This window comes from Klenkia terrae, from assembly GCF_037083865.1.
Taxonomy (GTDB): domain Bacteria; phylum Actinomycetota; class Actinomycetes; order Mycobacteriales; family Geodermatophilaceae; genus Klenkia; species Klenkia terrae.
The window spans coordinates 296353-321324 of sequence record NZ_JBAPLV010000001.1 but is presented as its reverse complement, the minus strand read 5'-3'; the positions used below and the strand labels follow the sequence as shown (position 1 = coordinate 321324).

General features: G+C 74.8%; 28 protein-coding genes, 1 tRNA gene and 1 pseudogene. 17 read left to right on the top strand and 13 right to left on the bottom strand.

The genetic code is table 11. The annotated features are described in order from the left end of the window. Window positions 1–7: 7 nt before the first annotated feature. Entirely contained in the window at window positions 8–1534 is a 1527-nt protein-coding gene (locus tag UXQ13_RS01630; protein WP_225234577.1) for an amino acid permease, read from the bottom strand. 111 nt (window positions 1535–1645) lie between these two features. On the opposite strand from UXQ13_RS01630, the gene corA reads away from it, so the two are divergent. Next, on the top strand, window positions 1646–2746 hold the full coding sequence (corA, locus tag UXQ13_RS01625; RefSeq protein ID WP_225234576.1) for a magnesium/cobalt transporter CorA: 1101 nt from the start codon (window positions 1646–1648) through the stop codon (window positions 2744–2746). A 224-nt stretch (window positions 2747–2970) separates the two neighbouring features. After that, window positions 2971–3906, top strand: a complete 936-nt coding sequence (locus tag UXQ13_RS01620) for a DUF559 domain-containing protein (protein WP_225234575.1) — start codon at window positions 2971–2973, stop codon at window positions 3904–3906. 125 nt (window positions 3907–4031) lie between these two features. On the opposite strand, the gene rsmI is transcribed toward UXQ13_RS01620, so the two are convergent. Beyond that, window positions 4032–4865, bottom strand: a complete 834-nt coding sequence (gene rsmI / locus UXQ13_RS01615) for a 16S rRNA (cytidine(1402)-2'-O)-methyltransferase (RefSeq protein WP_225234574.1) — start codon at window positions 4863–4865, stop codon at window positions 4032–4034. 53 nt (window positions 4866–4918) lie between these two features. Here rsmI and UXQ13_RS01610 point away from each other — a divergent pair, with 53 nt between their 5' ends. The 4 genes from UXQ13_RS01610 to UXQ13_RS01595 all read left to right on the top strand — a co-directional run bounded on the left by UXQ13_RS01610 (window position 4919) and on the right by UXQ13_RS01595 (window position 9200). Then, window positions 4919–6439 (top strand): dolichyl-phosphate-mannose--protein mannosyltransferase, encoded by a 1521-nt coding sequence (locus UXQ13_RS01610; RefSeq protein WP_336391683.1) that lies wholly within the window; start codon window positions 4919–4921, stop codon window positions 6437–6439. Window positions 6440–6546: 107 nt separating this feature from the next. Continuing rightward, a complete protein-coding gene (locus UXQ13_RS01605) occupies window positions 6547–6972 on the top strand; it encodes a MarR family winged helix-turn-helix transcriptional regulator (RefSeq protein ID WP_225234572.1) in 426 nt (141 codons plus the stop codon). A 36-nt stretch (window positions 6973–7008) separates the two neighbouring features. Then, a complete protein-coding gene (locus UXQ13_RS01600; protein ID WP_225234571.1) occupies window positions 7009–8331 on the top strand; it encodes an MFS transporter in 1323 nt (440 codons plus the stop codon). Window positions 8332–8405: 74 nt separating this feature from the next. Next, window positions 8406–9200, top strand: coding sequence for an enoyl-CoA hydratase/isomerase family protein (locus UXQ13_RS01595; RefSeq protein WP_225236165.1), 795 nt, complete (start codon window positions 8406–8408; stop codon window positions 9198–9200). Between the two features lie 54 nt (window positions 9201–9254). Here the strand turns inward: UXQ13_RS01595 and UXQ13_RS01590 are convergent. From UXQ13_RS01590 to UXQ13_RS01570, 5 genes are all read right to left on the bottom strand, one after another. Beyond that, window positions 9255–9327, bottom strand: a tRNA-Ala gene (locus tag UXQ13_RS01590). Window positions 9328–9373: 46 nt separating this feature from the next. Then, window positions 9374–10045, bottom strand: coding sequence for a divisome protein SepX/GlpR (gene sepX / locus UXQ13_RS01585; protein WP_336391682.1), 672 nt, complete (start codon window positions 10043–10045; stop codon window positions 9374–9376). Between the two features lie 181 nt (window positions 10046–10226). Beyond that, complete coding sequence (locus UXQ13_RS01580; RefSeq protein ID WP_225234570.1) at window positions 10227–10799, bottom strand: GNAT family N-acetyltransferase; 573 nt, start codon at window positions 10797–10799, stop codon at window positions 10227–10229. A 55-nt stretch (window positions 10800–10854) separates the two neighbouring features. Next, complete coding sequence (gene glp / locus UXQ13_RS01575) at window positions 10855–12303, bottom strand: molybdotransferase-like divisome protein Glp (protein WP_225234569.1); 1449 nt, start codon at window positions 12301–12303, stop codon at window positions 10855–10857. An 88-nt stretch (window positions 12304–12391) separates the two neighbouring features. Continuing rightward, on the bottom strand, window positions 12392–13330 hold the full coding sequence (locus UXQ13_RS01570) for a UTP--glucose-1-phosphate uridylyltransferase (RefSeq protein WP_225234568.1): 939 nt from the start codon (window positions 13328–13330) through the stop codon (window positions 12392–12394). Between the two features lie 26 nt (window positions 13331–13356). On the opposite strand from UXQ13_RS01570, the gene UXQ13_RS01565 reads away from it, so the two are divergent. Further along, entirely contained in the window at window positions 13357–13935 is a 579-nt protein-coding gene (locus tag UXQ13_RS01565) for a 5-formyltetrahydrofolate cyclo-ligase (protein ID WP_336391681.1), read from the top strand. On the opposite strand, the gene UXQ13_RS01560 is transcribed toward UXQ13_RS01565, so the two are convergent. Beyond that, complete coding sequence (locus tag UXQ13_RS01560; protein WP_225234566.1) at window positions 13920–14624, bottom strand: FadR/GntR family transcriptional regulator; 705 nt, start codon at window positions 14622–14624, stop codon at window positions 13920–13922. The two genes, UXQ13_RS01565 and UXQ13_RS01560, sit on opposite strands and share 16 nt — an antisense overlap. A gap of 120 nt (window positions 14625–14744) precedes the next feature. Here UXQ13_RS01560 and UXQ13_RS01555 point away from each other — a divergent pair, with 120 nt between their 5' ends. The 4 genes from UXQ13_RS01555 (at window position 14745) to UXQ13_RS01540 (ending at window position 19620) form a co-directional block, all read left to right on the top strand. Beyond that, on the top strand, window positions 14745–16076 hold the full coding sequence (locus UXQ13_RS01555; protein ID WP_225234565.1) for an SLC13 family permease: 1332 nt from the start codon (window positions 14745–14747) through the stop codon (window positions 16074–16076). A 14-nt stretch (window positions 16077–16090) separates the two neighbouring features. Next, window positions 16091–17275, top strand: a complete 1185-nt coding sequence (locus UXQ13_RS01550) for a CaiB/BaiF CoA transferase family protein (RefSeq protein ID WP_225234564.1) — start codon at window positions 16091–16093, stop codon at window positions 17273–17275. Continuing rightward, window positions 17272–18798 carry a carboxyl transferase domain-containing protein gene (locus UXQ13_RS01545; protein WP_225234563.1) on the top strand — a complete coding sequence of 509 codons (1527 nt, stop codon included), beginning with the start codon at window positions 17272–17274 and terminating at the stop codon, window positions 18796–18798. Before UXQ13_RS01550 ends, UXQ13_RS01545 begins: the two co-directional genes overlap by 4 nt. 120 nt (window positions 18799–18918) lie before the next feature. Continuing rightward, the gene (locus tag UXQ13_RS01540; protein WP_336391680.1) at window positions 18919–19620 is read left to right on the top strand and encodes an AAA family ATPase; all 702 of its coding nucleotides are present in this window, start codon (window positions 18919–18921) and stop codon (window positions 19618–19620) included. A 3-nt stretch (window positions 19621–19623) separates the two neighbouring features. Here the strand turns inward: UXQ13_RS01540 and UXQ13_RS01535 are convergent, their stop codons facing one another. Then, window positions 19624–20103 carry a MarR family winged helix-turn-helix transcriptional regulator gene (locus UXQ13_RS01535; RefSeq protein ID WP_225234561.1) on the bottom strand — a complete coding sequence of 160 codons (480 nt, stop codon included), beginning with the start codon at window positions 20101–20103 and terminating at the stop codon, window positions 19624–19626. 48 nt (window positions 20104–20151) lie between these two features. Here UXQ13_RS01535 and UXQ13_RS01530 point away from each other — a divergent pair. Further along, a pseudogene (locus UXQ13_RS01530) lies at window positions 20152–20373 on the top strand (FmdB family zinc ribbon protein); the annotation flags it as partial. A 14-nt stretch (window positions 20374–20387) separates the two neighbouring features. Here the strand turns inward: UXQ13_RS01530 and UXQ13_RS01525 are convergent. Then, window positions 20388–20624, bottom strand: a complete 237-nt coding sequence (locus UXQ13_RS01525; protein WP_225236126.1) for a hypothetical protein — start codon at window positions 20622–20624, stop codon at window positions 20388–20390. Window positions 20625–20725: 101 nt separating this feature from the next. Between UXQ13_RS01525 and cpaB the strand changes: the two genes are divergently transcribed. Together cpaB and mscL are read left to right on the top strand one after the other, a co-directional pair. Next, window positions 20726–21358 carry a Flp pilus assembly protein CpaB gene (cpaB, locus tag UXQ13_RS01520; protein ID WP_336391679.1) on the top strand — a complete coding sequence of 211 codons (633 nt, stop codon included), beginning with the start codon at window positions 20726–20728 and terminating at the stop codon, window positions 21356–21358. 38 nt (window positions 21359–21396) lie between these two features. Continuing rightward, the gene (gene mscL / locus UXQ13_RS01515) at window positions 21397–21834 is read left to right on the top strand and encodes a large conductance mechanosensitive channel protein MscL (protein WP_225234559.1); all 438 of its coding nucleotides are present in this window, start codon (window positions 21397–21399) and stop codon (window positions 21832–21834) included. A gap of 1 nt (window position 21835) precedes the next feature. Here mscL and UXQ13_RS01510 read toward each other — a convergent pair whose 3' ends face one another. Both UXQ13_RS01510 and UXQ13_RS01505 read right to left on the bottom strand, forming a co-directional pair. After that, window positions 21836–22072 (bottom strand): hypothetical protein, encoded by a 237-nt coding sequence (locus tag UXQ13_RS01510; RefSeq protein WP_225234558.1) that lies wholly within the window; start codon window positions 22070–22072, stop codon window positions 21836–21838. 28 nt (window positions 22073–22100) lie between these two features. Then, window positions 22101–22649, bottom strand: a complete 549-nt coding sequence (locus UXQ13_RS01505; protein WP_225234557.1) for a YbaK/EbsC family protein — start codon at window positions 22647–22649, stop codon at window positions 22101–22103. Window positions 22650–22693: 44 nt separating this feature from the next. Between UXQ13_RS01505 and UXQ13_RS01500 the strand changes: the two genes are divergently transcribed. The 3 genes from UXQ13_RS01500 (at window position 22694) to UXQ13_RS01490 (ending at window position 24055) form a co-directional block, all read left to right on the top strand. After that, window positions 22694–23083 carry a VOC family protein gene (locus tag UXQ13_RS01500; RefSeq protein WP_225234556.1) on the top strand — a complete coding sequence of 130 codons (390 nt, stop codon included), beginning with the start codon at window positions 22694–22696 and terminating at the stop codon, window positions 23081–23083. Then, window positions 23080–23487 carry a PaaI family thioesterase gene (locus UXQ13_RS01495; RefSeq protein WP_225234555.1) on the top strand — a complete coding sequence of 136 codons (408 nt, stop codon included), beginning with the start codon at window positions 23080–23082 and terminating at the stop codon, window positions 23485–23487. Before UXQ13_RS01500 ends, UXQ13_RS01495 begins: the two co-directional genes overlap by 4 nt. A gap of 70 nt (window positions 23488–23557) precedes the next feature. Beyond that, window positions 23558–24055: a DinB family protein gene (locus UXQ13_RS01490; protein WP_225234554.1), complete on the top strand. Its 498-nt coding sequence runs from the start codon at window positions 23558–23560 to the stop codon at window positions 24053–24055. Window positions 24056–24069: 14 nt separating this feature from the next. Here the strand turns inward: UXQ13_RS01490 and UXQ13_RS01485 are convergent, their stop codons facing one another. Next, window positions 24070–24969, bottom strand: a complete 900-nt coding sequence (locus UXQ13_RS01485; protein ID WP_225234553.1) for an MSMEG_6728 family protein — start codon at window positions 24967–24969, stop codon at window positions 24070–24072. Window positions 24970–24972 lie beyond the last annotated feature (3 nt).

The window sequence follows — 24972 nt, the reverse complement described above, 5'->3', positions numbered from 1 at the left end:
CGCAGAGCTACCGCTGGTGGCCCTGCCCGGTGGTGCCGTCGCCGGTCTCCACGCTGTGGTCGTGGTCGCCGCCCTTGGCCAGCCGGCTGTGCCGCCGTCCGTAGGCGTAGTAGACGCCCACGCCGATCAGCATCCAGACCGCGAACCGGATCCAGGTGTCGGTGGGCAGGTTCAGCATCAGGTAGAGGCTGGCCAGCGCGGCCACGATCGGCAGCACCGGCATGAGCGGCACCCGGAAGGCCCGCGGCAGGTCGGGACGGGTCCTGCGGAGCACGATGACCCCGACGCTGACCAGCACGAACGCGAACAGGGTGCCGATGTTGACCAGCTCGGCCAGGGTGCCCAGCGGGATCAGCCCGGCCATGACCGCCACGACCACACCGGTGATCAGGGTGATCCGGTACGGCGTGCCGTAGGTGGGGTGCACCTTGGCCAGCCCGGCGGGCAGCAGGTGGTCCCGGCTCATGGCGAACAGCACCCGGGACTGGCCCAGCAGCAGGATCATCACCACGCTGGTCAGGCCGGCCAGGGCGCCGACCGAGATGACCCCGGAGAAGAACGGCAGCCCGACGCTGGAGAACGCACCGGCCAGCGGGGCCGAGGCGTTGAGCTCGGTGTAGTTCTGCATGCCCACGACGACCAGGCTGACCAGGACGTAGAGGATCGTGCAGACGGCCAGGGAGCCGAAGATGCCGCGCGGCAGGTCCTTGGCCGGGTCCTTGGTCTCCTCCGCCGCGGTGGCCACGATGTCGAAGCCGATGAAGGCGAAGAACACGACCGCGGCACCGGCGATGACGCCCTCGACGCCGAAGCTCGCCGGGGCGAAGCCGGTGAGCAGCTGGATGAACGGCTGGGTCAGGCCCGACCCGCCGCCCTCGGCCGGCTCGGTCGGCGGGATGAACGGCGAGAAGTTGGCGGCCTTGACGTAGAAGACGCCGACCACGATGACCAGCAGCACGATCACGACCTTGATGGCCACGATGATCGAGGTGATCCGCGAGGAGAGCTTCACCCCGAGGATCAGCACCCCGGTCATCAGCAGCGCGATGAACATGGCCGGGATGTTGAAGCGGGCCGTCTCGCCGGCGATCGTCTCGGGCAGCCCGATGCCGATGTCGCTCAGCAGCTGGTTGAGGTAGCCCGACCACCCGACGCTGACCGTCGCGGCGCCCAGCGCGAGCTCGAGCACCAGGTCCCAGCCGATGATCCAGGCGACCAGCTCGCCGAAGGTGGCGTAGGAGAACGTGTAGGCCGACCCGGCGACCGGCACCGTCGAGGCGAACTCGGCGTAGCAGAGCGCGGCGAGCCCGCAGACGATGCCGGCGATGACGAAGGAGATGGCGACGGCGGGGCCGGCGGTGGTCTGCGCGACCTCGCCGGTCAGCACGAAGATGCCGGTCCCGATGATGACGCCGACGCCGAAGACGGTGAGGTCCAGGCCGGACAGGTTCTTCTTGAGCTGGTGCTCCGGCTCCTCGGTGTCGCTGATCGAGTCCTCGACGCTCTTGACGCGCCTGCCGTTGGCGACGGCCATGTGCGTTCCCCCTGCGTTGCTTGTTGATCACGTGTGGTGTGCGGAGCGTGCCACGCGTCACGTCGGCCCGCACGCCTACGCTCGCCGTCGACCGCGCAGCGGAGGAGAGACATGAGCAGCACCGACGCCCGCACCGACGCCGCGGCCCCGAGGCCCCGGCCGCGGCACGTCCCGCGGCCCGCCGGGGTGCCCCTACACCCCGCCCCGCAGCGGCCCGAGGGGGACCCGGTCGTCGGCTGCGGGGTGTACGTCGAGGGCCACCGCGTGCCCGACGTCGGCCCCGCTGACGCCCTGCGCGTGGCCCGGGAGCGCGGCGGCTTCGTCTGGCTGGGCCTCTACGAGCCCTCCGAGGCGGAGTTCGAGTCGATCGCCCAGGAGTACGGGCTGCACCCGCTCGCCGTCGAGGACGCCGTCTACGCCCACCAGCGGCCCAAGCTCGACCGGTACGACGACGCCCTGTTCGTGGTGCTGAAGACCGCCTCCTACGTCGAGCACGAGGAGCTGACCTCCACCAGCGAGGTCGTCGACACCGGCGAGGTGATGATCTTCCTCGGCGAGCACTACGTGATCACCGTGCGGCACGGGCAGCACGGCGGGCTGGCCGAGCTGCGGCACCGCCTGGAGGAGCAACCCGACCTGCTCTGCCACGGTCCGTCCGCGGTGCTCTACGCCGTGGCCGACCTGGTCGTCGACCACTACGTGGAGGTCGCCGCCGACGTCGAGGAGGACGTCGACGAGCTGGAGGCCTCGGTCTTCTCCCCGCAGCGCACCGACGACATCCCCCGGCTCTACCAGCTCAAGCGCGAGCTCATGCAGCTGCGCCGGGCGGTGACCCCCCTCGACGTCCCGCTGCACGCGCTGGCCGAGCGGCAGGTGCAGGTCGTCCCCGAGGAGATGCGGTCCTACTTCCGCGACGTGCAGGACCACACCATCCGGGTGCGCGACCAGATCGCCTCCCTGGACGAGCTGCTGTCCTCCATCCTGCAGGCGTCGCTGGCCCGGACCTCGCTGTCGGACAACGAGGACATGCGCAAGATCTCCGCGTGGGCCGGCATCATCGCCGTCCCCACCGCGATCGCCGGCATCTACGGCATGAACTTCGAGTACATGCCCGAGCTGAAGTGGCACCTGGGCTACCCCCTGGTGCTGCTGCTGATGGCCGCCGCCTGCGGCGCCCTCTGGCGCGCCTTCAAGCGCAGCGGCTGGCTCTAGCCCGGCGACTCCCTCCTCCGCCGCCGCCGTCCACAACCGACGGCGTTCGCCGCTCGCCACCCCCTGAACCCGGCATAGGAGCCCATGCACCCATCCACGGGACTCAGAGGTGGGTGCATGGGCTCCCATGCCTGGCCAAGTCGTGGGTCGACGGGTTCGCTCGCTGTCCACAGGACGGCGGGGGCCGATTCCCGGCGCGGACGAACTGCTGCAACCTCCACGCCGTGCAGCGGCCGTGGATCGAGCTGGTGGGTGACCTGCTGTCGACCCAGCGCGGGCTCGCGACGCGCCAGGAGCTGCTCCGCGTGGTCCCGCGCACGGTGCTCGACGGGTTCGTGGAGCGAGGTGTCCTGCGCCGGGTGTTCCCGCACGTCTACACGGCGAAGGGGAACCCGGCCACGGGCGACCGCCGACTGCTGGCAGCCCTCCTCTCCGTGGGTCCGCACGCAGCCCTGAGCCACCGCAGCGCACTCGCCCTGCGCGGACTGGTCGAGCCGGCCGGCCCGGTGCACGTGGTGGTGGACCACCGCAGGCGCCTGTCCGGCGCCCGGGACCTGCACGTGCACCGGCGCCAGGGCCTGGACGACGACCAGGACGCCGTCGAGGTCGTACGGGGCCTCCGGGTCACCGCGCTCGCCGACAGCCTGGTCGACGCCTGGCCGGACCTCCCGCGTGCCGACCGCCGGCCGACGGTGCTCGACGCGGTCCGGCGCACGCGGTTGGACCCCGCGCTGCTGGCTGCGGCAGCGCAACGCCGGCCGAACATCGGCGGTCACCGCGACCTCGCCCGGACCGCGGCCCTGCTCGCCGACGGTGTGACCAGCGAGCTGGAGGCCCTGGCCGTGGTCGGGGTCTTCTCCCACCGGTCCCTTCCGCGCAGCCGGGGCCAGGTAGCGGTGCTCTGCCCGGACGGCATCACCCGCCACCACGACCGGGCGTGGAAGGAAGCGATGCTGGCCGTCGAGCTGGACGGCGCGGCCTTCCACTCCTCGCCGCAGCAGCGGGCCGACGACCTCGCCCGCGATGCGATGTTCGCCTCGATGGGCTGGCTGGTGCTCCGCTTCACCTACGCAGAGGTCCTCCGCGACCCGGACGGCGTGCGGGCGAGGGTCCTGGCCGTCTACCGCATCCGCGTCCAGCAGCTGCGCGCGTCGGCCTGACCCACCCCGGCATGGGAGCCCATGCACCTAGTCCCGGCGCCCCGAGGTGGGTGCATGGGCTCCCATGCCGGGAGAGCCGAGTCGACTGCGGCGGGGTTGCACTACGGGCCGCGGGGGCGGGTGGGTCAGGGGGTCTTCGCCGCGACGACGGCGTCGTAGACGACGCGCTTGGGCAGGCCCGTGCGCGACACCACGGCGCGGATGGCGTCCTTGCGGGTCTCCCCCGCCGCCTCCTCGCGGGCCACCTCGGCGGCCAGCTCGTCGGCGGTCAGGTCGGCGGGCCCGGCCGGCGCCCCGGCGACGACCAGGGTGATCTCGCCGCGCACGCCCTCGGCGGCCCAGACGGCCAGCGAACCGAGGGTGCCGCGGACGACCTCCTCGTGGGTCTTGGTCAGCTCGCGGCAGACGACGGCCGGCCGGTCGTCCCCCAGCACCGCGGCCGCGTCGACGAGCGCGTCGGCGAGGCGGTGCGGGGACTCGAAGAACACCATCGTCCGCGGCTCGGCGGCCAGCGCGGTGAACGACGTCCGGCGGCCGCGGCGGGGCAGGAAGCCCTCGAAGGTGAACCGGTCGCAGGGCAGCCCGGACACGGCCAGGGCGGTGGTGACCGCCGAGGGCCCCGGCACCGACGTCACCAGCACGCCGGCCTCGACGGCGGCGCGCACCAGCGTGTAGCCGGGGTCCGACACCGAGGGCATGCCGGCGTCGGTGAGCAGCAGGACGGTCTGCCCGGCCTGCATGGCGGCGACCAGGCCCGGCAGGCGGGAGGCCTCGACGGTCTCGTGGAAGGTGACGACGCGGCCGGTGAACGTGACCTCGAGGTCCTGCGCCAGCCGGTGCAGCCGGCGGGTGTCCTCGCAGGCCAGCACATCGGCCTCGGCCATCACCGCGCGCAGCCGCGGACCGACGTCGCCGGGCTGACCCAGCGGCGCACCACCCAGCACCAGTCGTCCCGCCACCGCACGAGCCTGTCACGCCGGCCCCCGCAGGACCGCCGCCTACCCTTCAGGCCATGGCGGTGCTGGCCCCCGATCGGGTGGACGACGAGACCGCGCCGCCGGTCCGCCGCCGCCCGCGCCGACCGGCCCGGCAGCTGACCCCGCCGCTGCCCACCGACCGGGTGCTGTCCTGGGTGCTGACCGCCGTGCTCGGCGTGGCCACCTTCGTCAGCCGGCTGTGGGACCTGTCCTACCCCGGCGACCTGCTCTTCGACGAGGCCTACTACCCGCCCGAGGCCAACGAGGTCCTCGAGTGGGGCTACGAGTACAACCGCGGCTACACGTTCATCGTCCACCCGCCGCTGGGCAAGCTGCTGATCTCCCTGGGCATCAAGGTGTTCGGGTACGACAGCACCGGCTGGCGGTTCCCCAGCCTGGTGGCCGGCACCGTCGCGGTCGTCGTGCTGACCCGGCTGGCCCGCCGCCTGACCGGCTCCACCCTGCTCGGGGTGGTCGCCGGGCTGCTGATGGCGCTGGACGGCTTCGCGTTCACCGTCGGCCGGATCGGGCTGCTCGACGTCTTCCTGCAGGCGTTCGTGGTCTCCGCGGTGGCCTGCCTGGTCGTCGACCGCGACCGGGTGCGGGCCCGGGTCCGGGCGCACGTCGGGGCCGCGACCGGGTTCGCGCTGGGCCCGCGGGGCTGGCGGATCGCGGCCGGCGTGCTGTTCGGCTGCGCGGCGGGGGTCAAGTGGTCCGGCGTCTACTTCCTGGCGTTCTTCGCCGTCCTCAGCCTCTTCTGGGACCGGGCCGCCTGGCGCGAGCTCGGCGTGCCCAGCCCGACCCGCACCGCGCTGCGCCGCGGGCTGCCCGGCGCCGCCTGGGCGCTGGGCGTGCTGCCGGTGCTGGCCTACCTGGCCACCTTCACCGGCTGGTTCCGCGGCGAGAACTCCCAGGGCCGGCACTGGGCCGAGCAGCACCCGGACACCGCCTGGCCCTGGATCCCGGACCCGCTGCGGTCGCTGTGGCACATGCACGGCGAGTGGCTCAGCTTCCACAACGGGCTGTCCACGCCGCACCCGTGGGAGTCGGGACCGTGGTCGTGGCTGGTCGACGGCCGGCCCATCCTGCTGTGGAACCCGCAGGGCCTCACCGACTCCGCCGGCGACCAGGTCATCCGCTACATCCTGATGGTCGGCACGCCCACCCTCTGGCTGGTGTTCGCCCCGGCCATGCTGTGGCTGCTGTGGCGGATCGTCGCCCGCCGCGACCCGGCTGCGATCACCGTCGCGGTGGGCATCGCCGCCGGCTGGCTGACCTGGTTCGTCAACCTCGAGCGGACCATGTTCATCTTCTACATGGCGCCGGTGCTGCCGTTCTTCGTGCTGGCCGTGACGCTGGCCCTGCAGGACGTGCTCGGGCGGCAGACCGGCCCCGACCGGGCCACCCCGTTCCGCCGGCAGCTGGGCCTGGGCGCGGTCAGCCTGTACCTGGCCGTCGTGGCGCTGACCTTCGTCTTCTTCTACCCGGTGCTCACCGGGCAGCCGCTGTCCTACGCCGACTGGGTGCAGCGCATGTGGTTCCCCTCCTGGTTCTAGAAGGAACCACGTCTCCCCCCACGACGCGCTCCGCACGCCGCGGGTCCCTGAGACGTAGCCGTTCCATCGGGTTGTCCGTTAGATAGTTGAGTAGTACAACTGAACGTGTGGACGACGACCGGACCGCTCTCGCGGCGCAGCTGGACGACGTGGTCGTCGGGCTGCGCCAGCTGACCAGCACCCGGACCGACCTCAGCCTCACCGCGGCCGCCACCCTGGCGACGCTGCAGCGCTCCGGCCCCGCGCGGCTCACCGAGCTGGCGGTCGCCGAGGGGGTCAGCCAGCCATCGATGACCGCGCTCATCGCGCGGCTGGCCGGCCAGGGGCTGGTCGACCGGGCGGCCGACCCGACCGACGGCCGGGCCGTCGTCCTCAGCCTGACCGACGCCGGTGCGGATCTGCTGGCCCGCCGGCGCACCGAGCGCGCAACCCGCCTGGCCGGGCCGCTGTCCGACCTCGGCGACGACGACGTCGCGGCGATCTCCGCAGCGCTGCCCGCCCTGGCCCGGCTCGCCGGCGCCCTGCACCACTGACCCCTACCCCGCACCACCCACCACGGAGGTGACCTGGTGAGCACACACGGCTCCACCAGCCAGAAGTCCAGCATGCTCGGCCAGCCCAAGGCGGTCTACGCCGTGGCGTTCGCCTGCGTCGTCAGCTTCATGGGCATCGGCCTCGTCGACCCCATCCTGCCCTCGCTGAAGACCCAGCTCGGCGCCAGCGAGAGCCAGGTGACCCTGCTGTTCACCAGCTACCTGGTGGTCACCGCGGTCGCCATGCTCGGCACGAACTGGGTGTCCAGCCGGATCGGGGCCAAGCAGACGCTGATCACGGGCCTGGCGGTCATCGTGGTGTTCGCCGCCCTCGCCGGGTCCAGCGACTCCATCGGCGGCATCGTCGGGTTCCGCGCCGGCTGGGGCCTGGGCAACGCCCTGTTCATCGCCACCTCGCTGGCCGTCATCGTGGCCAGCGCGTCCGGCGGGTTCGCCGGCGCGATCGTGCTCTACGAGGCAGCCCTGGGCCTGGGCATCGCGGCCGGCCCGCTGGTCGGCGGCCTGCTGGGCAGCATCAGCTGGCGCGGGCCGTTCTTCGGCGTGGCCGCGCTGATGGCGGTCGCGCTCGTCGCCACCGTCGTCCTGCTGGACGCCACCCCCAAGCCCACGCACAAGACCCCGCTGTCGGCCCCGCTCAAGGCGCTGCGGCACCGCGGGCTGCTGACGATGGCGATCACGGCCCTGCTCTACAACTGGGGCTTCTTCACCATGCTGGGCTACGCGCCGTTCCCGATGGAGCTGTCGGCGATCAAGCTCGGTTTCGTCTTCTTCGGCTGGGGTCTGCTGGTCGCGTTCTTCTCCGTCGTCGGCGCCCCGCGGCTGCAGGCCCGGTTCGGCACCGCCCGCAGCCTCTACGGCGCGCTGGGCCTGTTCGCCGTGGACCTGCTGCTCATCGCGGTCTTCACCGACACGAAGTGGGCGCTGATCACCTGCGTCGTCGTCGCCGGGGCGTTCATCGGCATCAACAACACCCTGACCACTCAGGCGGTCATGCAGGTCAGCCCGGTCGAGCGGCCGGTCGCCTCGGCCGCCTACGGGTTCGTCCGGTTCCTCGGCGGCGGCCTGGCGCCGTTCGCCGCGGGCAAGCTGGTCGAGGCCTTCGACGTCCACGTGCCGTTCTACGTCGGCGCGGTCGCGGTCCTGGCCGGCGTCGCGGTCCTCGCCACCGGGCACCGGATCCTCGCCGCCGCCGACGCCGGGATGGACGAGGACGGCCACGAGGCCGCCGAGCACGGCAGCCCCGAGGACGTCGCCGGCGAGGTGGCCGACGAGTTCGGCGGCGCACCCGCGGCCATCGACGGCGAGGTCGAGCCCGAGCTGGCGCACCGCCCCCGCTGAGCAGCCCTCCCCCGACGCCCCCGGTCCCCCGCGGACCGGGGGCGTCGGCGTGCCCGCGGCCCTACGGTCGGTCCATGACGAGCAGCGCGACGACGCGACGGGTCAGCACGGCGGTGGACGGCGACGTCTGGCGGATCACCCTGGACCGCCCCGAGGCCGGCAACGCCATCGACCTGGCGCTGGCCGACGCCCTGGTGCAGGCCCTGGCCGACCGCCCCGCCGAGACCCGGACCGTGCTGCTGCTGGGCGCCGGCCCGCGGTTCTGCGTGGGCGGCGACGTGCAGGGCATGGCAGCGGCGCAGGACGCGCCCGGGTTCATCGGCGCGCTGGCCGAGCGCTGGCACGACGCGATCCGGGCGGTCATCACCTGCCCGGTCCCCGTGGTCGCCGGCGTGCAGGGCGCGGTGGCCGGCGCCGGGGTGGGCCTGGTCGGCGCCTGCGACCTCGTGGTCGCCGCCCGGTCGACGAAGTTCCGCCCGGCCTACGGCGCCATCGGCCTGTCCCCCGACGGCGGCAGCTCCTGGGCGCTGGCCCGCACGCTGGGCGCCCCGCGGGCGCTGGAGCTCATGCTGACCAACGGCACGCTGTCCGCCGCCGACGCCCACCTGTTCGGCCTGGTCGGCCGGCTGGTCGACGACGAGGAGCTGACCGCCGCGGCGACCGCGCTGGCCGCCCAGGTCGCGGCCGGACCGGTCCGGGCGATGGTCCGCACCCGGGGCCTGGTCCGCCGCGCGGCCACCACCACCCTGGACACCCAGCTGGACGAGGAGGCCCGGTTGATCGTGGAGTCCGCCGCCGACCCCGAGTCGGTCGAGGGCATCACCGCCTTCGTGGCCAAGCGTCCGGCGGACTTCCGGGCGGCCCGCTGACCCCCTGACGCACGGAGCCCGGGCCCCCTGACGGGACCCGGGCTCGGCGACCGGTGGAGCTGAGGGGATTCGAACCCCTGGCCTTCTCATTGCGAACGAGACGCGCTACCAACTGCGCCACAGCCCCTTGCTCCGGACACCTTACCGCGCGGGTGCCCGGGTGCTGCGCGGGGTCAGCCGGTGGCGGTGCGCGGCGCGTAGACGTCGATCTCGGCGAACCCGATGTCGTCGTCGTCCAGGCCGACCACCGCGCTGTGCTGCCACCCGGCGGCCGCCGGGGCGGCGTGCGAGGGGGTGACGGTGCGGCCGGGCCGGAGCGGGTGGACCGGGGCGAGCGGCAGGCTGTGCACCGGCAGCGACGGGGCGGCGGCCGCCGCCGGACGGGGTGCAGGGCGGGCGGCCGGGCGGGCCGGCCGGGACGCGACGCGGGCCTGGCGGCGGGCTGCGGCCCGGCGCTCCCGCTGCGCAGCGGCCCGGGTGACCATGAGGTACCCGACGACGGCGAGGTCCAGCAGCACCTGCGGGGCCCACAGCCACGTGCGGTAGGTCAGCGCACCGACCAGCGCCAGGACGGCGAGGGCGGCGAGGCCGGCCAGCGTGCGGCGGCGCAGCGCGTGCACGTCCACCTGCAGCTCGCCGGTGCGGTAGAGCTGTTCGCGGTCGACGGCGACCCGCTCGGTGTCGGCGTGGACCACCGGGTCCACCACCCGACGGCGGCGCAACGTGCGCCCCGAGTCGACAGCACCGACCCGGGCCGGTGCTGCGTCGCCGCGGGTGACCACCATCGGCACCAGCACCACGAACCACAGCACGACCAGAGCGGCCAGCAGCACACCCGATCCCATCGCAAACCACCCCGTCCCTGGCATCCCGCGTGTGCGACGCCGATCCCTGGCGTCACACGAGTCACACGGGTCACTCGAGGAGCACGTTAGGGCGCGCGCTCCCCCGGACGAGGGAGGCGCACCGGGAGGTGCCCGTGTCGTGTCGCGCCGGTCCGGCGTGTCGCACGGATCGGCGTGTCGGTCACGGCGACCGACGGAGGTGCGCGACCACCCCGGCAGGGTGGTCACCGGCGAGCAGCGCGTAGCCCAGGTGGTCGCGCCAGTCGCCGTCGATGTCGAGGTACGAGCGGAACGTCCCTTCCTCGCGGAAACCCAGTCGCTCTACCAATCGGCGGCTTCGACCGTTCTCGGGACGTATGTCGGCCTGGATTCTGTGCAGGCCTGCCGGTCCGAACGCGTGGTCGCACACCAGGGCCACCGCGGTGGACGCGATCCCACGCCCGGCGGCGGCCTCGTCCAGCCAGTAGCCGACGTGCGCCGAGCGCAGCGCGCCGCGCACCACGTTGTCGAGGGTGACCTGGCCGACCAGCCGGTCGCGGTGCCGGACGGCGAAGGGCAGCGCCATCCCCAGCTGGGCGCGCCGGCGGGCGGCCCGGCGCATGGCCCGGTAGACCGCCGGGCTGTGCCGCGCCTCCCACGCACCGGGTGCCGACGGCTCCCAGGGCGCCAGCCAGTCCCGGTTGGCCAGCCGCAGCTGCGACCACGCCGCGGCGTCGGAGCGGCGCAGCGGGTGCAGCCGGACGTCGCCGTCCACGAGCTCGGCTGGCCAGCCCGGGTGCAGGGCGGCGTCGGTCCAGAAGGACGTCAGGTCAGCCGCCGAGGAGCATCGGCATGACCGTCACCAGTCCGCCGGGCGAGACCTCGGTGACGTCCTCGTCGATGACGACCAGGCAGTTGGCGCGCGCGGTGCGGGCCAGCGCGGCGTCGTGCCCGCTCTCCCCGCCGCCCACGGGCTCCACGACGTAGCCGCCGTCGGGGTGCCGCATGACCTGGCCGTGCAGGTACTGCCGGTAGCCCAGCGGCGAGAGCAGCTGCTGGGCCGACACGGCCTGCACCGTGCGCCGGAACAGCTGGCGCTTGCCCAGCATCAGCCGGATCGCCGGTCGGACGAAGACCTCGAAGGCGACCAGCGCGGCCGCCGGCTCGCCCGGGATGCAGATGACCGGGACGCCGTCGCGGCCCAGCCGCCCGAACGCCTGGATCGGACCGGGGTGCATCGCGACCTGGGCGAAGGTGACCTCGCCCAGCTGGGCCAGGGCCTCCTGCACCAGGTCGAAGCCGTTGCCGGCGAACGTGCCGGCGATCAGCACGATGTCGCTGCGCAGCAGCTGGCTCTCCAGCAGCTCGACCAGCCGGCGCCGGTCCCGCGGCACGATGCCCGACCGGTAGGCCTCGGCCCCGGCGTCGCGCGCCGCGGCGGCCAGGGCGTAGCTGTTGACGTCGACGACCTGGCCGGGGCCGGGCATGCGGCCGACGTCGACCAGCTCGCTGCCGGCCGACAGCACCGCGATCCGCGGCCGGGGGTGCACGAGCACGCGCTCGCGGCCCACGGCGGCCAGCAGGCTGATCTGCGCCGGGCCGATCGGGGTGTTCAGCGCCACGGCGGTGTCGCCCACGGCGACGTCCTCCCCGGCGTGCCGCACGTAGGTGCCCGGCTCGAGCTCGGCGTGCACGCCGACGTGCGCGGCACCGGAGTCCGTCCACACCGTCGGGACGACGACGTCGGCGCCGCTGGGCAGCATCGCCCCGGCGGCGACCTTGTGCGCCAGACCGGGACCGATGGCCGAGGGCTCGGCGGGGCCGGCCTGGCTCTCCCCCACCACCGCGAGCCCGACCGGGTCCTCCAGGGTGGCGCCGACGGTGTCGGCCGAGCGGGCGGCGTAGCCGTCGAGGGCGGCCTGCTCGAAGGAGGGCAGGTCGCGGTCGCTGACCACGTGCTCGGCGCACAGCAGCCCCTGCGCGTCGAGCACGGCGAGCTCGATCGGGTCGGGGGTCGGCGCGGCGGCGAGGATCAGGTCCAGGTGCTGCTCGACGCTGCGCACCACGGGTGCCTCGGCGACCGCCCAGCTGTCGGTGCGGGGCTCGTCGCCGCCGGACAGCTCGGGCAGCTGGTCGCGGTCGACCTGCACCGTCGGGTGCGGGCCGGTGCCCGCGATCTGGCGGGTCGACTGGACGCCGACCGGCGCCCCGGTGGTCAGGTCGATCTGGGTGGTCTCCCGGGTCCCCCGGAACCAGCCCCGCGTCCTGTCCTCGGTCATCCCCGCCACCGTCACCACCGCCGTCTGCGCTCTCGGCGCACCTGGATCGGGCGCCCGGCCACCGATGGTGCCCGCTCCGCGTGCCCGGTCAGGCCTGCGACGCGCCCTCCGGAGCAAGGTCACCGACGAAATCGCGCAGCCAGGGCCGCAGCGCCGGGCCCAGGTCCTCGCGCTCCACGGCCAGCCGGATGACGGCCTTGAGGTAGTCGAGCTTGTCGCCGGTGTCGTAGCGGCGGCCGGAGAAGACCACGCCGTGCACCGGGACGCCGTCCTGGACCAGCTTCAGCAGCGCGTCGGTCAGCTGGATCTCCCCGCCCCGGCCGGGCGGGGTGGCCCGGATCGCGTCGAAGATCTCCGGCGCGAGCACGTACCTGCCGATGATGGCCAGGCTGGACGGCGCCTCCTCCTTCGCGGGCTTCTCGACCATGCCGGTGATCCGGACGACCTGGTCGCCGTCCCCGGCGTCCGTCTGCGGCGCGTCGTCGATCGCGACGCAGCCGTACTTGTCGATGTCGTCCGCGCCCACGTCGAGCAGGGCGATGACGCAGCCGCCGTGCTCGGCCTGCACCGCGAGCATCTGCTCGAGCAGGAGGTCGCGGGCGTCGATCAGGTCGTCGCCGAGCAGCACGGCGAACGGCTCGTCGCCGACGAAGGAGGCGGCCTGCAGGACGGCGTGGCCCAGGCCCTTGGCCTCGCCCTGGCGCACGAAGTGCACCTGCGCCACGTCCGTGGACTCGGCGACGGCGTCGATGCGGGCCTGGTCGCCCTTCTTCTCCAGCGCGGCCTCGAGCTCGGGGGTGCGGTCGAAGAAGTCCTCGATGGCGGCCTTGCCGCGGCCGGTGACCATCAGCACCTCGCCCAGGCCCGCCCGGGCGGACTCCTCCACGATGTACTGCAGCGCGGGCCGGTCCACGACCGGGAGCAGCTCCTTGGGCACGGCCTTGGTGGCCGGCAGGAAGCGGGTGCCCATCCCGGCGACCGGGATGACGGCCTTGCGGGCGGGACGGCTGTTCGTCGAGCTCGGCATGGGAGGACCCTAGCTAGCCTGCGGCGGTGGGCACCTCCCCCGACGTGGTGAGCGCCAAGGTGGCGCTGCGCACAGCCCTGCTCGCGGCCCGGGCCGCCCGGCCGGCCGACGTCCGGCGGGCGGCGGCGCGGGCGCTGGCCGCGCACCTGCGCACCGGGCTGCCCGACGACGCGGTGGTGGCCGGGTACGTGCCGAACGCCGAGGAGCCCGGGCACGGTGAGCTGGTCGCCGCCCTGGGCCCGCGGGCCCTGCTGCCGGTGGTCCCGCCGACCGGCCGGGTGCTGGGGTGGGCCCGGGTCGGCGGCGACCTGGTCCCGGGCCGGTTCGGGTTGCTGGAACCGGCCGGCCCCCGGCTGCCGGCCGACGCGCTGGGCGGGGCCGCGGTGGTCGTCGTCCCGGCGCTGGCGGTGGGCCGGGACGCCTCGCGGCTGGGCCGGGGGGCCGGGTTCTACGACCGGGCACTGGCGCACGCCCACCCCGACGCCGTCCTGGTGGGCGTGGTGTTCGACGAGGAGCTGCGCGACGCCGTCCCCGTCGATGTGCACGACGTCCGGCTGCACGCCGTGGTCACCCCGTCGGCGGGCTGGACCTACCTGCCGGGCTGACCGCCGCCCAGCAGCGGGACGTCGGAGACCATCTGGATGTGCGCGGCCATCGCCGCACCGGCGGCGGCCTCGTCCCCGGCGCGGATGGCCTCGGCGATCGCGCGGTGGCCGTCCAGGGAGCGGTGCGGGCGGCCCTCCTGGGCGAGGGACTCGATCCGGCTCTCCCGGACGCGGTCGCTGATCTCGGCCATGAACCGGGCCAGCAGCGCGGAGTGCCCGGCGGCGGTGACCGCGGCGTGGAAGCGCTCGTCGCCGGCCACCCCGCGCCCGCCGGCCGCCACGTCGGCGGCCATCGCGTCCAGGGCGGCGTCGATCTCGGCCAGGTCCGCCTCGGTCCGCCGGCGGGCGGCCAGCCCGGCCAGCCGGACCTCGAGTGCCTCCCGGGCCTCGATGACGTCGCCGAGGTCCTCGCGCCGGGTCTGCAGCGCGGCCAGCACGGTGTCCGCCCGCGGCGCCACCAGCAGCACGGTGCCGTCGCCGTGCCGGACGGCGACCACCCCGGTGACCTCCAGGGCGACCAGCGCCTGGGCCAGCGTCGCGCGGCTGACCCCCAGCGAGGCGGCCAGCTCGCGCTCGGCCGGCAGCCGGTCCCCCGGGCCGAGCCCGGCCGACGACGCCCAGGTCAGCAGCTGGTGCACGACCTGCTCGTAGAGCCGGTTGCGGCGCAGCGGCCCAGGTCCGACGCTCACGGCACCCTCCTGGTCTCCCGTGCGTGGTGGTTGACACACTAGCGACTGGCCGAGAGGCTAGGCCACTGAACCAGTGACCGGGGTCATACGACCCGCCCCTCGACGACGTGGGAGTCCGACGTGTCACCCGAGATCATCTCGATCCTGGCGTTGGTGGCGATCTTCGCGATCGCCACCTTCCTGCCGATCAACATGGGCGCCCTCGCGTTCGTGGCCGCCTTCCTGGTCGGCACCCTCGCCGTCGGGATGACCACCGACGACATCCTCGCCGGCTTCCCGGGCGAGCTGGTGCTGACCCTGATCGGGGTCACCTACCTGTTCGCCATCGCGCAGAACAACGGCACCGTGGACCTGCTGGTCCGCGGCGCGGTGAAGCTGGTGGCCGGCCGGGTGGCCCTGATCCCGTGGATCATGTTCGCCGTCACCGGCGTGCTCACCGCCATCGGCGCCCTCGGCCCGGCAGCGGTCGCGATCATCGCCCCCATCGCGCTGGGCTTCGCCGCGAAGTACCGGATCAGCCCGCTGCTGATGGGCATGATGGTCATCCACGGCGCCCAGGCCGGCGGGTTCTCCCCGATCAGCGTCTACGGCGTCACGGTCAACAACATCGTGGCCCAGAACGACCTGCCCAGCAGCCCGCTGACGGTGTTCCTGGGCAGCCTGTTCTTCAACCTGGCGATCGGCATCGTGCTGTTCGTCGTCCTGGGCGGGCGCAAGCTCATGGGCCGCCGGGTCGGCGACGAGGCCGTCCCCGAGCCCGCCGACGGCGACACCGACGCCGAGGTCACCGGGCACGGCACCTCCGCCGGGTCCACGGCCGGGTCGTCGGTCGACGTCGCCGAGAAGACCGGCCGGGTCACCGTCGAGCAGATCCTGACCCTGGTGGGCCTGGTCGTCCTCGTCGTCCTCGCCCTGGTCTTCGACCTGGACATCGGGTTCGTCTCGATCACCATCGCCACCGTGCTGGCCCTGTTCTCCGCCGCCCGGCACAAGGGCGCGGTCATGCAGATCAGCTGGTCCACCGTGCTGCTGATCGCCGGCGTGCTCAGCTTCGTCTTCGTGCTGCAGGAGGCCGGCACCATCGACTACGTCGGGGAGAGCGTGACCTCGATCGGCGCCCCGCTGGTCGTGGCCCTGCTGCTGGCCTACATCGGCGGCGTCGTCTCGGCCTTCGCCAGCTCGACGGCGATCATCGGCGTGGCCATCTCGCTGGCCGTGCCGTTCCTGCTGGCCGGCGAGATCGGGGCGGTGGGCGTCGTCGTGGCGCTCTCGGTCGCCTCGACCATCGTCGACGTCAGCCCGTTCTCCACCAACGGCGCGCTCGTCCTGGCCAACGCCCAGGACGTCGACCGCGACCGCTTCTACAAGCAGATCCTCGGCTACTCCGGCATCGTCGTCCTGGTCGGCCCGCTCCTGGCCTGGCTGGTCTTCGTCGTCCCCGGGTGGCTCTGATGACCGGAGGAACCGTGACCGCAGGACCCCTGGACGGCTTGCTCGTCGTCGACCTGACCCGCGCGCTGGCCGGCCCGCACGCCGGGATGATGCTCGGCGACCTCGGTGCCCGGGTGATCAAGGTGGAGAACCCCGACAGCGGCGACGACACCCGCGGGTGGGGTCCGCCGTTCGTGCAGCCCGAGGGCGCCGACCGGGAGTCCACCTACTTCCTGTCCACGAACAAGAACAAGGAGTCGATCACCCTCGACCTCAAGGACGACGCGGACAAGGCGACGCTGACCGAGCTGCTGCGCCGCGCCGACGTGCTGCTGGAGAACTTCCGGCCCGGCACGCTGGCCCGGCTGGGCTTCGGCACCGACGTGCTCGCCGAGCTCAACCCGCGGCTGGTGACCCTGGCCATCAGCGGCTTCGGCCACGACGGTCCCGAGGGCGGGCGGGCCGGCTACGACCAGATCGCCCAGGGCGAGGCCGGGCTGATGTCGCTCACCGGCTCCGGGCCCGAGGACCCGCAGCGGGTCGGCGTCCCGATCGGCGACCTGCTGGCCGGCATGTACGGCGCCTACGGGGTGCTCGCCGCGCTGCTGGAGCGGGAGAAGACCGGCCGCGGCCAGGTCGTGCGCACGTCGCTGCTGGCCGCCGTCGTCGGCGTGCACGCCTTCCAGGGGACGGCGTGGACGGTGGCCGGCAAGGTCGGCCACGCCCAGGGCAACCACCACCCCTCGATCGCCCCGTACGGGCTGTTCCGCTGCGCCGACGGCGGCAGCGTCCAGCTGTCCTGCGGCAGCGAGTCGCTGTGGCGCAAGCTGTGCGCGGAGTTCGGGCTGGACGCCGAGGCCGACGGCCTGGCCACCAACGGCGAGCGGGTGGGCAACCGCGAGCGGGTCATCGAGCTGCTGGAGACCGCGTTCGTCGGCATCGAGGCCGAGGCGCTGCTGGCCCGGCTGTCCGCGGCTGGGGTGCCGGCCGGCAAGGTCCGCACGATCGACGAGGTCTACGGCTGGGACCAGGCGCAGTCCCAGGGCCTGCTGGTCGACGTCGACCACGCCACGCTGGGCACCGTCCAGCTGCCCGGGCCGCCGCTGCGGTTCTTCGCCCCGTCGCCCGACGGCGAGACCGAGACCACCCGGACGGCGCACACCGCTCCCCCGGTCCTCGGCGCCGACGGCGACGCGATCCGGGCCTGGCTGCGCTCGTGAGCACCCGGATGGACGCCCGCACCCTGCGCGACCTGGTGCTGGACCCCGGCACCTGGATCTCCTGGGACACCCCGGTCGGGCCGCGCGACGTGTCGCCGGAGTACGCCGCCGAGCTAGCCCGGGCGCAGGAGAAGACCCGGCAGGACGAGGCCATCGTCAGCGGCGAGGGCCGGCTGCGCGGGCGCCGGGTGGCCGTGGTGGCCGGGGAGTTCGGCTTCCTGGCCGGCTCCATCGGCGTCGCGACCGCGGAGCGGCTGATGGCCGCCGTCGAGCGGGCCACCGCCGAGGGGCTGCCGCTGCTGGCGGCCCCCGTCTCCGGCGGCACCCGCATGCAGGAAGGCACCGTCGCCTTCCTGCAGATGGTCGGCATCACCCAGGCCGTCGCCCGGCACAAGGAGGCCGGGCTGCCCTACCTGGTCTACCTGCGCTCCCCCACCTTCGGCGGCGTGCTGGCCTCCTGGGGCTCGCTGGGCCACGTCACCATCGCCGAGCCCGGCGCCTCCATCGGCTTCCTCGGCCCCCGGGTCTACGAGTCCCTGTACGGCGAGAAGTTCCCCGAGGGCGTGCAGACCGCCGAGCACCTGCACGAGCGCGGCGTCATCGACGCCGTCGTCCCGCACGAGCAGGTCGCCGATGTCGCCGACCGCGCGCTGCGGGTGCTCGCCGCCCGGGCCACCTGGCACCGCGACGCCCAGGTCGCCGGACCGGTCGAGGGCGACGGCACCGACGCCGACGACCCCGAGGACGGCCGCAGCGCCTGGGACGTCGTCACCGCCTCCCGCCGCACCGACCGCCCCGGCGTCCGGCGGCTGCTGCGCACCGCGGCCACCGACGTCGTCGCCCTCAACGGCACCGGCGCCGGCGAGTCCGACCCCGGCCTGCTGCTGGCGCTGGCCCGGTTCGGCGGCGCGCCGTGCGTGGTGCTCGGCCAGGACCGGCGCGGGCAGTCGCTGAGCGCCCCGCTGGGCCCGGCCGCACTGCGGGAGGCCCGCCGCGGCATGCGGCTGGCCGCCGAGCTGCGGCTGCCGCTGGTCACCCTCATCGACACCCCCGGCGCGGCGCTGTCCAAGGAGGCCGAGGAGGGCGGGCTGGCCGGCGAGATCGCTCGCTGCCTGTCCGACCTGGTCACCCTCAAGGCACCGACGCTGGCCGTGCTGCTGGGCCAGGGCACCGGCGGCGGCGCGCTCGCGCTGGTGCCGGCCGACCGGGTGCTGGCCTGCGCCAACGGCTGGCTGGGTCCGCTGCCGCCCGAGGGCGCCTCGGCGATCGTGCACCGCGACGTCGACCACGCCGACGTCATGGCCGCCCAGCAGGGCGTGCGGGCCACCGACCTGTGGCGGGCCGGCATCGTCGACCGCGTCGTCCCCGAGCGCCCGGACGCCGCCGACGAGCCCGACGAGTTCTGCGCCCGCCTGGGCCGGGTGCTCGCCGAGGAGCTCGCCGGGCTGCTCGGCCGGGACGACGTCGAGCGCCAGCGCAGCCGGACCACGCGCTGGCGCCACCTGGGCCGCCGCGCCCGCTGACGGCTGTGTCCGGCATCGATCAGCTGCGACGACGCCCGTGCATCCTCAGCCGCCGACGCGCGTGGCTGAGGATGCACGCTGGTCGACGCAGCTGATCCACGCCCAGGCAGGATGAGGAGCATGGCGCGGCCCGGGGTGCGACGGGTGCGCGCCGACGCCGGTGCGCCCCCGCCGCTGGACGCCATGTGGCCGATGACCGTGCCGGCGGTGGCCCAGCTGTGGGCCGAGGGGCTCGAGCTCGCGCCGGGGGCCACGGTCCTGGTGGGCGAGAACGCGTCGGGCAAGTCGACCCTGGTCGAGGTGCTCGCCGTCGCGCTGGGCCTCAACCCCGAGGGCGGCTCGGCCGGGGCCCGGCTGGAGACCCGGCGGACCGAGCCCGACGCGCTGCCGCTGGTGGTGGAGCGGGCGCCGGGCGCCCCGCGGTGGGCCTACCTGCTGCGCGACGAGACGCTGCACGGTCTCTACACGTACCTGGAGGAGTCCGGGCCCAGCTACCACCACCTCAGCCACGGCGAGGCGTTCCTCGCGATCTTCGAGGACCGGGCGCGCGGGGCGGGCACCTACCTGCTCGACGAGCCGGACGCCGCGCTCTCCTTCGCCGGCCAGCTCCGCCTGGTCGCCGGGTTGGTCGACGTGGTCGACCGCGGCGCGCAGGTCGTGGTGGCCACGCACTCCCCGCTCGTGGCCGCGCTGCCGGGGGCCACGATCCTCGAGGTCGGGCCGTGGGGGCTGCGGCCGGCCGCCTGGGACGACCTGGAGCTCACCGCGAGCTGGCGGCAGTTCCTGGACCGGCCGGAGAGCTTCCTGCGGCACCTGCGTTAGGGCTCAGCCCCGGCCCGCGCGCTCGGAGTGGTCGGGGTCCAGCCGGTCGAGGACGGCGGCCAGCGCGTCCTGCAGCGCGGCCGCCTGCTCGGGGCTCAGCGCGGCGAACAGGCCCTCCCGGACGGCGGCGACGTGCCCGGGTGCGGCGGACCGGACGACCTCCCAGCCGGCGTCGGTGAGGACGGCGACGTTGCCCCGGCCGTCCTCGGCCGCCTTCTCCCGGCGGGCCCAGCCGCGCTCCTCCAAGCGGGCCACCGTGTGGGACAGCCGGCTCTGCGACTGGTTGGCCATCCGGGCCAGCTCGCTCATCCGCCGGCTGCGGCCGGGCGCCTCGGACAGCATCGCCAGCACGATGTAGGCCGCGTGGGTCAGGCCCGCGTCGCGCTGCAGCTGGGCGTCGAGGGCGCGGGGCAGCAGCTCGGACACGGCCAGCCAGGTCCGCCAGGTCCGTTGTTGCTCCTCGTCCAGCCACGGCGACGTCACGTCGGGACCGTAAGGGGTGCCTCGTGGACGACGCACCTGCGGTGGCGCATGATTGGCAGTCGCCGGGTGCGAGTGCCAGCCCGGAGCACCACGAGAGAAGCACCGACCGAGGAGTCCAGCACCGTGCCCACGTACCAGTACGCCTGCACCAACCCCGAGACCAAGCACTCCTTCGAGGTGGTCCAGTCGTTCACCGACCCGGCGGTCGCCACCTGCCCGGAGTGCGGCGCCCCGGTGCGCAAGGTCTACGGCTCGGTCGGTGTCGTGTTCAAGGGCTCGGGCTTCTACCGCACCGACAGTCGCGACTCCGGCTCGAAGAAGTCGGCCACCTCGTCGTCCTCGTCGGGCAAGGAGTCCGGGTCGTCGTCGGGCAGCGACTCGTCGTCGGGCGGGGGCAGCAAGGACAGCTCGTCGTCCAGCTCGAGCACGACCTCGTCCTCCTCCTCGTCCTCGGGCTCGTCGTCGCCCTCCGGGTCGTCCGGGTCCTCGACCGGCGGGTCGTCGACCAGCTGACGTAGCACGGGGGACGCCGGCCTGCCGGCCGCCGTCCCCACCCGGGGGCGCCGTCCACAGGTCGGCCCGGACGCACCACGCCGGCTGCCGCCGCCCCCACGATCGAGGCGTGCCCCTCCTCCCCCTCCGCCGCCCGCGGCACCCCGCGCACGCCCTCCGCCGGCTGGCCGCCGGCGTGCTGGTGGTCGGCGCCCTCGTGCTCGCGCTGCGCCCGGCGGCCGACGTCCCGGCCGCCGGGGCGGCGGGCAGCCCGGTGGTCGTGGCCGCGGCCGACCTGCCCGCCGGGGCACCGCTCGCCGAGTCCGACCTGGGGACGGCGGAGCTGCCGCCCGACGCGGTGCCCGACGGTGCCGCCGGCGACCCCGCCGAGCTGGTCGGCGCCGTGCTCGCGTCCCCGCTGCGGCGCGGGGAGCCGGTGACCGATGCCCGGGTGGTCGGTCCGGGGCTGTGGTCGCAGGTCCCCCCGGGCCAGGTCGCCGCACCGGTCCGCCTGGCCGACCTCGCCGTCGCCGACCTGCTGCGACCCGGTGACCGCGTCGACGTGCTGGCGTCGGTCGACGGCGCGGGCACCGAGGTGGTCGCCGCCGGCGCCCTGGTGCTGGCCGTGCCCGGGGGTGGATCCGCGGACGGGTCCGGAGCCGGCAGCGGGCTGCTGGTGCTCGCCGTCCCCGCCGCCACCGCGTCGGACCTGGCGACGGCCACCACGGCGGCCACCCTGACCGTTACCCTCGGCCCGCCCTGACCTCCCGGATCGGGGCCCACTACCAGCTGAGGAGCACCATGCTCAAGGGTTTCAAGGACTTCCTGCTCCGCGGCAACATCGTCGACCTGGCGGTGGCGGTCGTCATCGGCACCGCGTTCACCGCACTCGTGGCCGCGTTCACGGCCTCGTTCCTCACCCCGCTGATCGCGCTGGTGAGCGGCGGCGGCGGCACCGGGGGCAGCTTCACCGTCAACGGCGAGACCTTCACCTACGGCGAGTTCATCGGCGCCGTCATCACGTTCGTGCTGACCGCCGCGGTCGTCTACTTCGTGGTCGTCGTCCCGATGAAGAAGATCATGGAGCGTCGCCAGCGCGGCGAGGAGGCCGGCCCGGCCGCCCCGACGCAGGTCGAGCTGCTCGTCGAGATCCGCGACCTGCTCGTCGCCCAGCAGGGCCAGGCCCCGCGGGCGGACCCGTCGGGCCCCGGCACCACCAGCCTGCCCGGCCAGCTCTGAGCTAGTCCGACCCCCAGTGGGGGGGCCGGTCGGCGAGGTAGCGCGTCTCCTCGTCGGCCGGCGGCCGGTCGCCCCAGCCGACGTCGCTGTCGTCGGGCGCCGGCTCGGCCGGGACGGCGTCGGGCTCGACCGGGCCGGTCCCCGGTGAGGTCGCCCGGCGCCGCGGCCGCATCCGGGGCGGCGCCGTCGGGGGGCGGTAGGAGCCCTGCCCCACCGGTCGCGGCTGGCTGTCGGTCATGCCCTCGACCGTAGGCGTCGCCCCCGGTTCACGCCGGGACGGGACGGCCCAGCCCCTCCAGCACGACGGCGCCCGGCAGCGCGGCCAGGACCGACCCCGGCACAGCCAGCTTCGACCCCCGCGTGCCTGAGCCCACGACCAGCAGCTCGGCGGCCGCGACGGCCGCGTCGACGAGCACCGGCCACGACGCCGGCAGCCCGACCGGGGTGATCCCGCCGTAGGCCATGCCGCTCTCGGCGACCGCGACGTCCTGCGGCGCGAAGGAGGCCTTGCGGGCGCCCAGGTGCTGGCGGACCAGCCCGTTGACGTCGGCCCGGGTGGTGGCGAGCACCAGGCAGGCGGCCAGCGTGGTCTCCCCGCCGCGCCGGGCCGCCACGACGACGCAGTTCGCCGACGCCTCGCCCGGCACCCCGTAGGCCTCCCCGAACGCGGCGGTGTCGGCCAGGTCGTCGTCGATCTCGGCCACCCAGGCGGGTCCGGCGAGGCCCGGCAGCGCGGCGGCCACCGGGGCGGCGAGCAGGTCGGGGCGGTCGGCGGCGGGGGCCCAGGTCAGCGTGCCCAGCTGCGGTGCGGTCATGGGTCCGATCGTGCACCCCGCGGGGTTGGGCCAGGATGGCGGGCGTGATCGGTCAGCTGCACTCCTACGTCATCGACGCCCCCGACGCGCACGCGCTGGCGACCTTCTACGCCGAGCTGCTGGGCATGCAGGTCCAGGGCTCGCCGGGCGACGACTGGGTGGTCGTCAGCGGGCAGGGCTACCGGCTGGCCTTCCAGCAGGCGCCGGACCTGCAGCCGCCGGACTGGCCCGACCCGGCCCGCCCGCAGCAGGCGCACCTGGACGTCCGGGTGGCCGACGTGGACACCGCCGAGCCCGCCGTCCTGGCCCTGGGTGCCCGCCGGCTGCCCGGCGGCGGGGGTGACTTCCGGGTGTACGCCGACCCGGTCGGGCACCCGTTCTGCCTGGTCTGGGACGCTCCGGTCCCGCCGCCGGCACCCGAGGAGACCCGATGACCACCCCCGACCTGGCCTCGATGAGCGCCTTCGTGGCCGCCACCGGGTTCACCCCCGACGAGATGACCGGGACGCGGGTGACCGGCACCGTCGAGCTCGGCCCGGACCAGCACACGCCCTGGGGCGTCGTGCACGGCGGCGTCTACGCCGCGGTCATCGAGTCCGCGGCCAGCATCGGGGCCAGCGCGGCGGTGGCCGACCGCGGGCAGTTCGCCGTCGGGGTCAACAACTCCACGGACTTCCTGCGCCCGGCCACCGAGGGCCGGCTCGACGTCCTCGCCGAGCCCGTGCAGCAGGGCCGCACCCTGCAGCTGTGGCTGGTCACCCTCACCCGCGCCGAGGACGGCAAGACCGTCGCCCGCGGCCAGGTCCGGCTGCAGAACGTGCCGCTGCCGGGCGCCTGACCGACCGGTCCTGTCGGACCCCGGTGCCACGATCACGGCACCGACCCGACCCGACCTGCCGGAGGCACCCGTGACCCTCGACCGCGAACGCGCGGACCTGCTCGAGACCCTCGCCGCGCACCGCGGGCTCCTCCGCCGCACCGCCGACGGGCTGGACGACGAGCAGGCCCGGCAGCGCACCTCCGCCAGCGAGCTGACCGTCGGCGGCGTGCTCCGGCACGTCGTGGCCCAGGAGCGGATCTGGACCGACTTCCTGCAGCGCGGGGCCGCCGCGCACGAGGAGGTCACCCCCGAGGCCTTCGCGGCCCAGTTCGCCCTCGGCCCCGACGACACCCTCGCCGGGGTCCTCGCCGACCACGACACGGTGGCCGCCGCGACCGAGGCGCTGGTCCGGTCCTTCGACGACCTGGACACCGACGTCGAGCTGCCGGCGATGCCCTGGTTCCCGCCGGGCACCCGCTGGTCGCGGCGCCGGGTGCTGGTGCACCTCGTGGCCGAGACCGCCCAGCACGCCGGCCACGCCGACGTCGTCCGGGAGGGCATCGACGGCGCCAAGACCATGGGCTGACCGACGACGGGCGCTCAGCGCGGCACGGCGGCGGGGTCCAGCACGACGCGGAACAGCGCCCGCGGGTCCTGCATCGTCGCCGGCCGGCGCACCGCCGACCGGGGGACGACGACGTCGAACCGGGCCGGCCGGCGGTGCGGCAGCAGCTCGCGCCCGGCGAAGGCGTAGTCGCCGGTGACCTCCCCGAGCAGCAGCCCGGCGCCCCCGGTCACCGGCAGCGCGACCCGGTCACCCGCCCGGACCTCGTCCAGGAACGCCGACAGCTGCCGCAGGTCCTTGGCCGGCCGCTTGCCGGTCAGCTCGTGGGCCAGTGCCCGCAGCTGGGCGGCGTCCAGGCCGGTGGCATCCACGTCGACCCCCGACTGGGTGCCCAGCCCGACCACCCCGTTGGCCAGCGCCGCGCCCAGCTCCGGGTGCGCCCGGGGCCGGACCACCCACACCGGGACGCCGTCGGGCGCGGGGGTCGGCGGCAGGTCGTCGGCCGCGGGCCAGACGTAGTCCAGGTCGTCGGGGTCCTCGGCGAACAGCGACCGGTAGGTGGCCGGCTCCTTGGCCAGCAGCTTGGACCGGTGCGAGCGGTGCACCGACTCCTCGCCCAGCCAGCCCGGCAGCTCACCGGCGGCACCCAGCTCGGCCTGGCTGCCCACCCCCGGCGCGAACTCCTCGATCTGGGCCGCGGTCGAGTCGGCGAACCCGCGGGCCACCCACTCGGCCACCATCTCCAGCCCGTACCGGACCAGCGCCGGGGTGCGGCCGCGCCACATCACCACCGCCGGGTGGGTGGTCCAGCCGTAGTCGGGCAGCTCCAGCGCCCGCAGGATCTGCAGCGTCTCCACCCGCTGCTTGCCCAGGCGCGGGCTGTCCAGCAGCCGTGCGCTGCCGGCGAAGTCGGCGACGGGGAGGAAGGTCTGCACCGG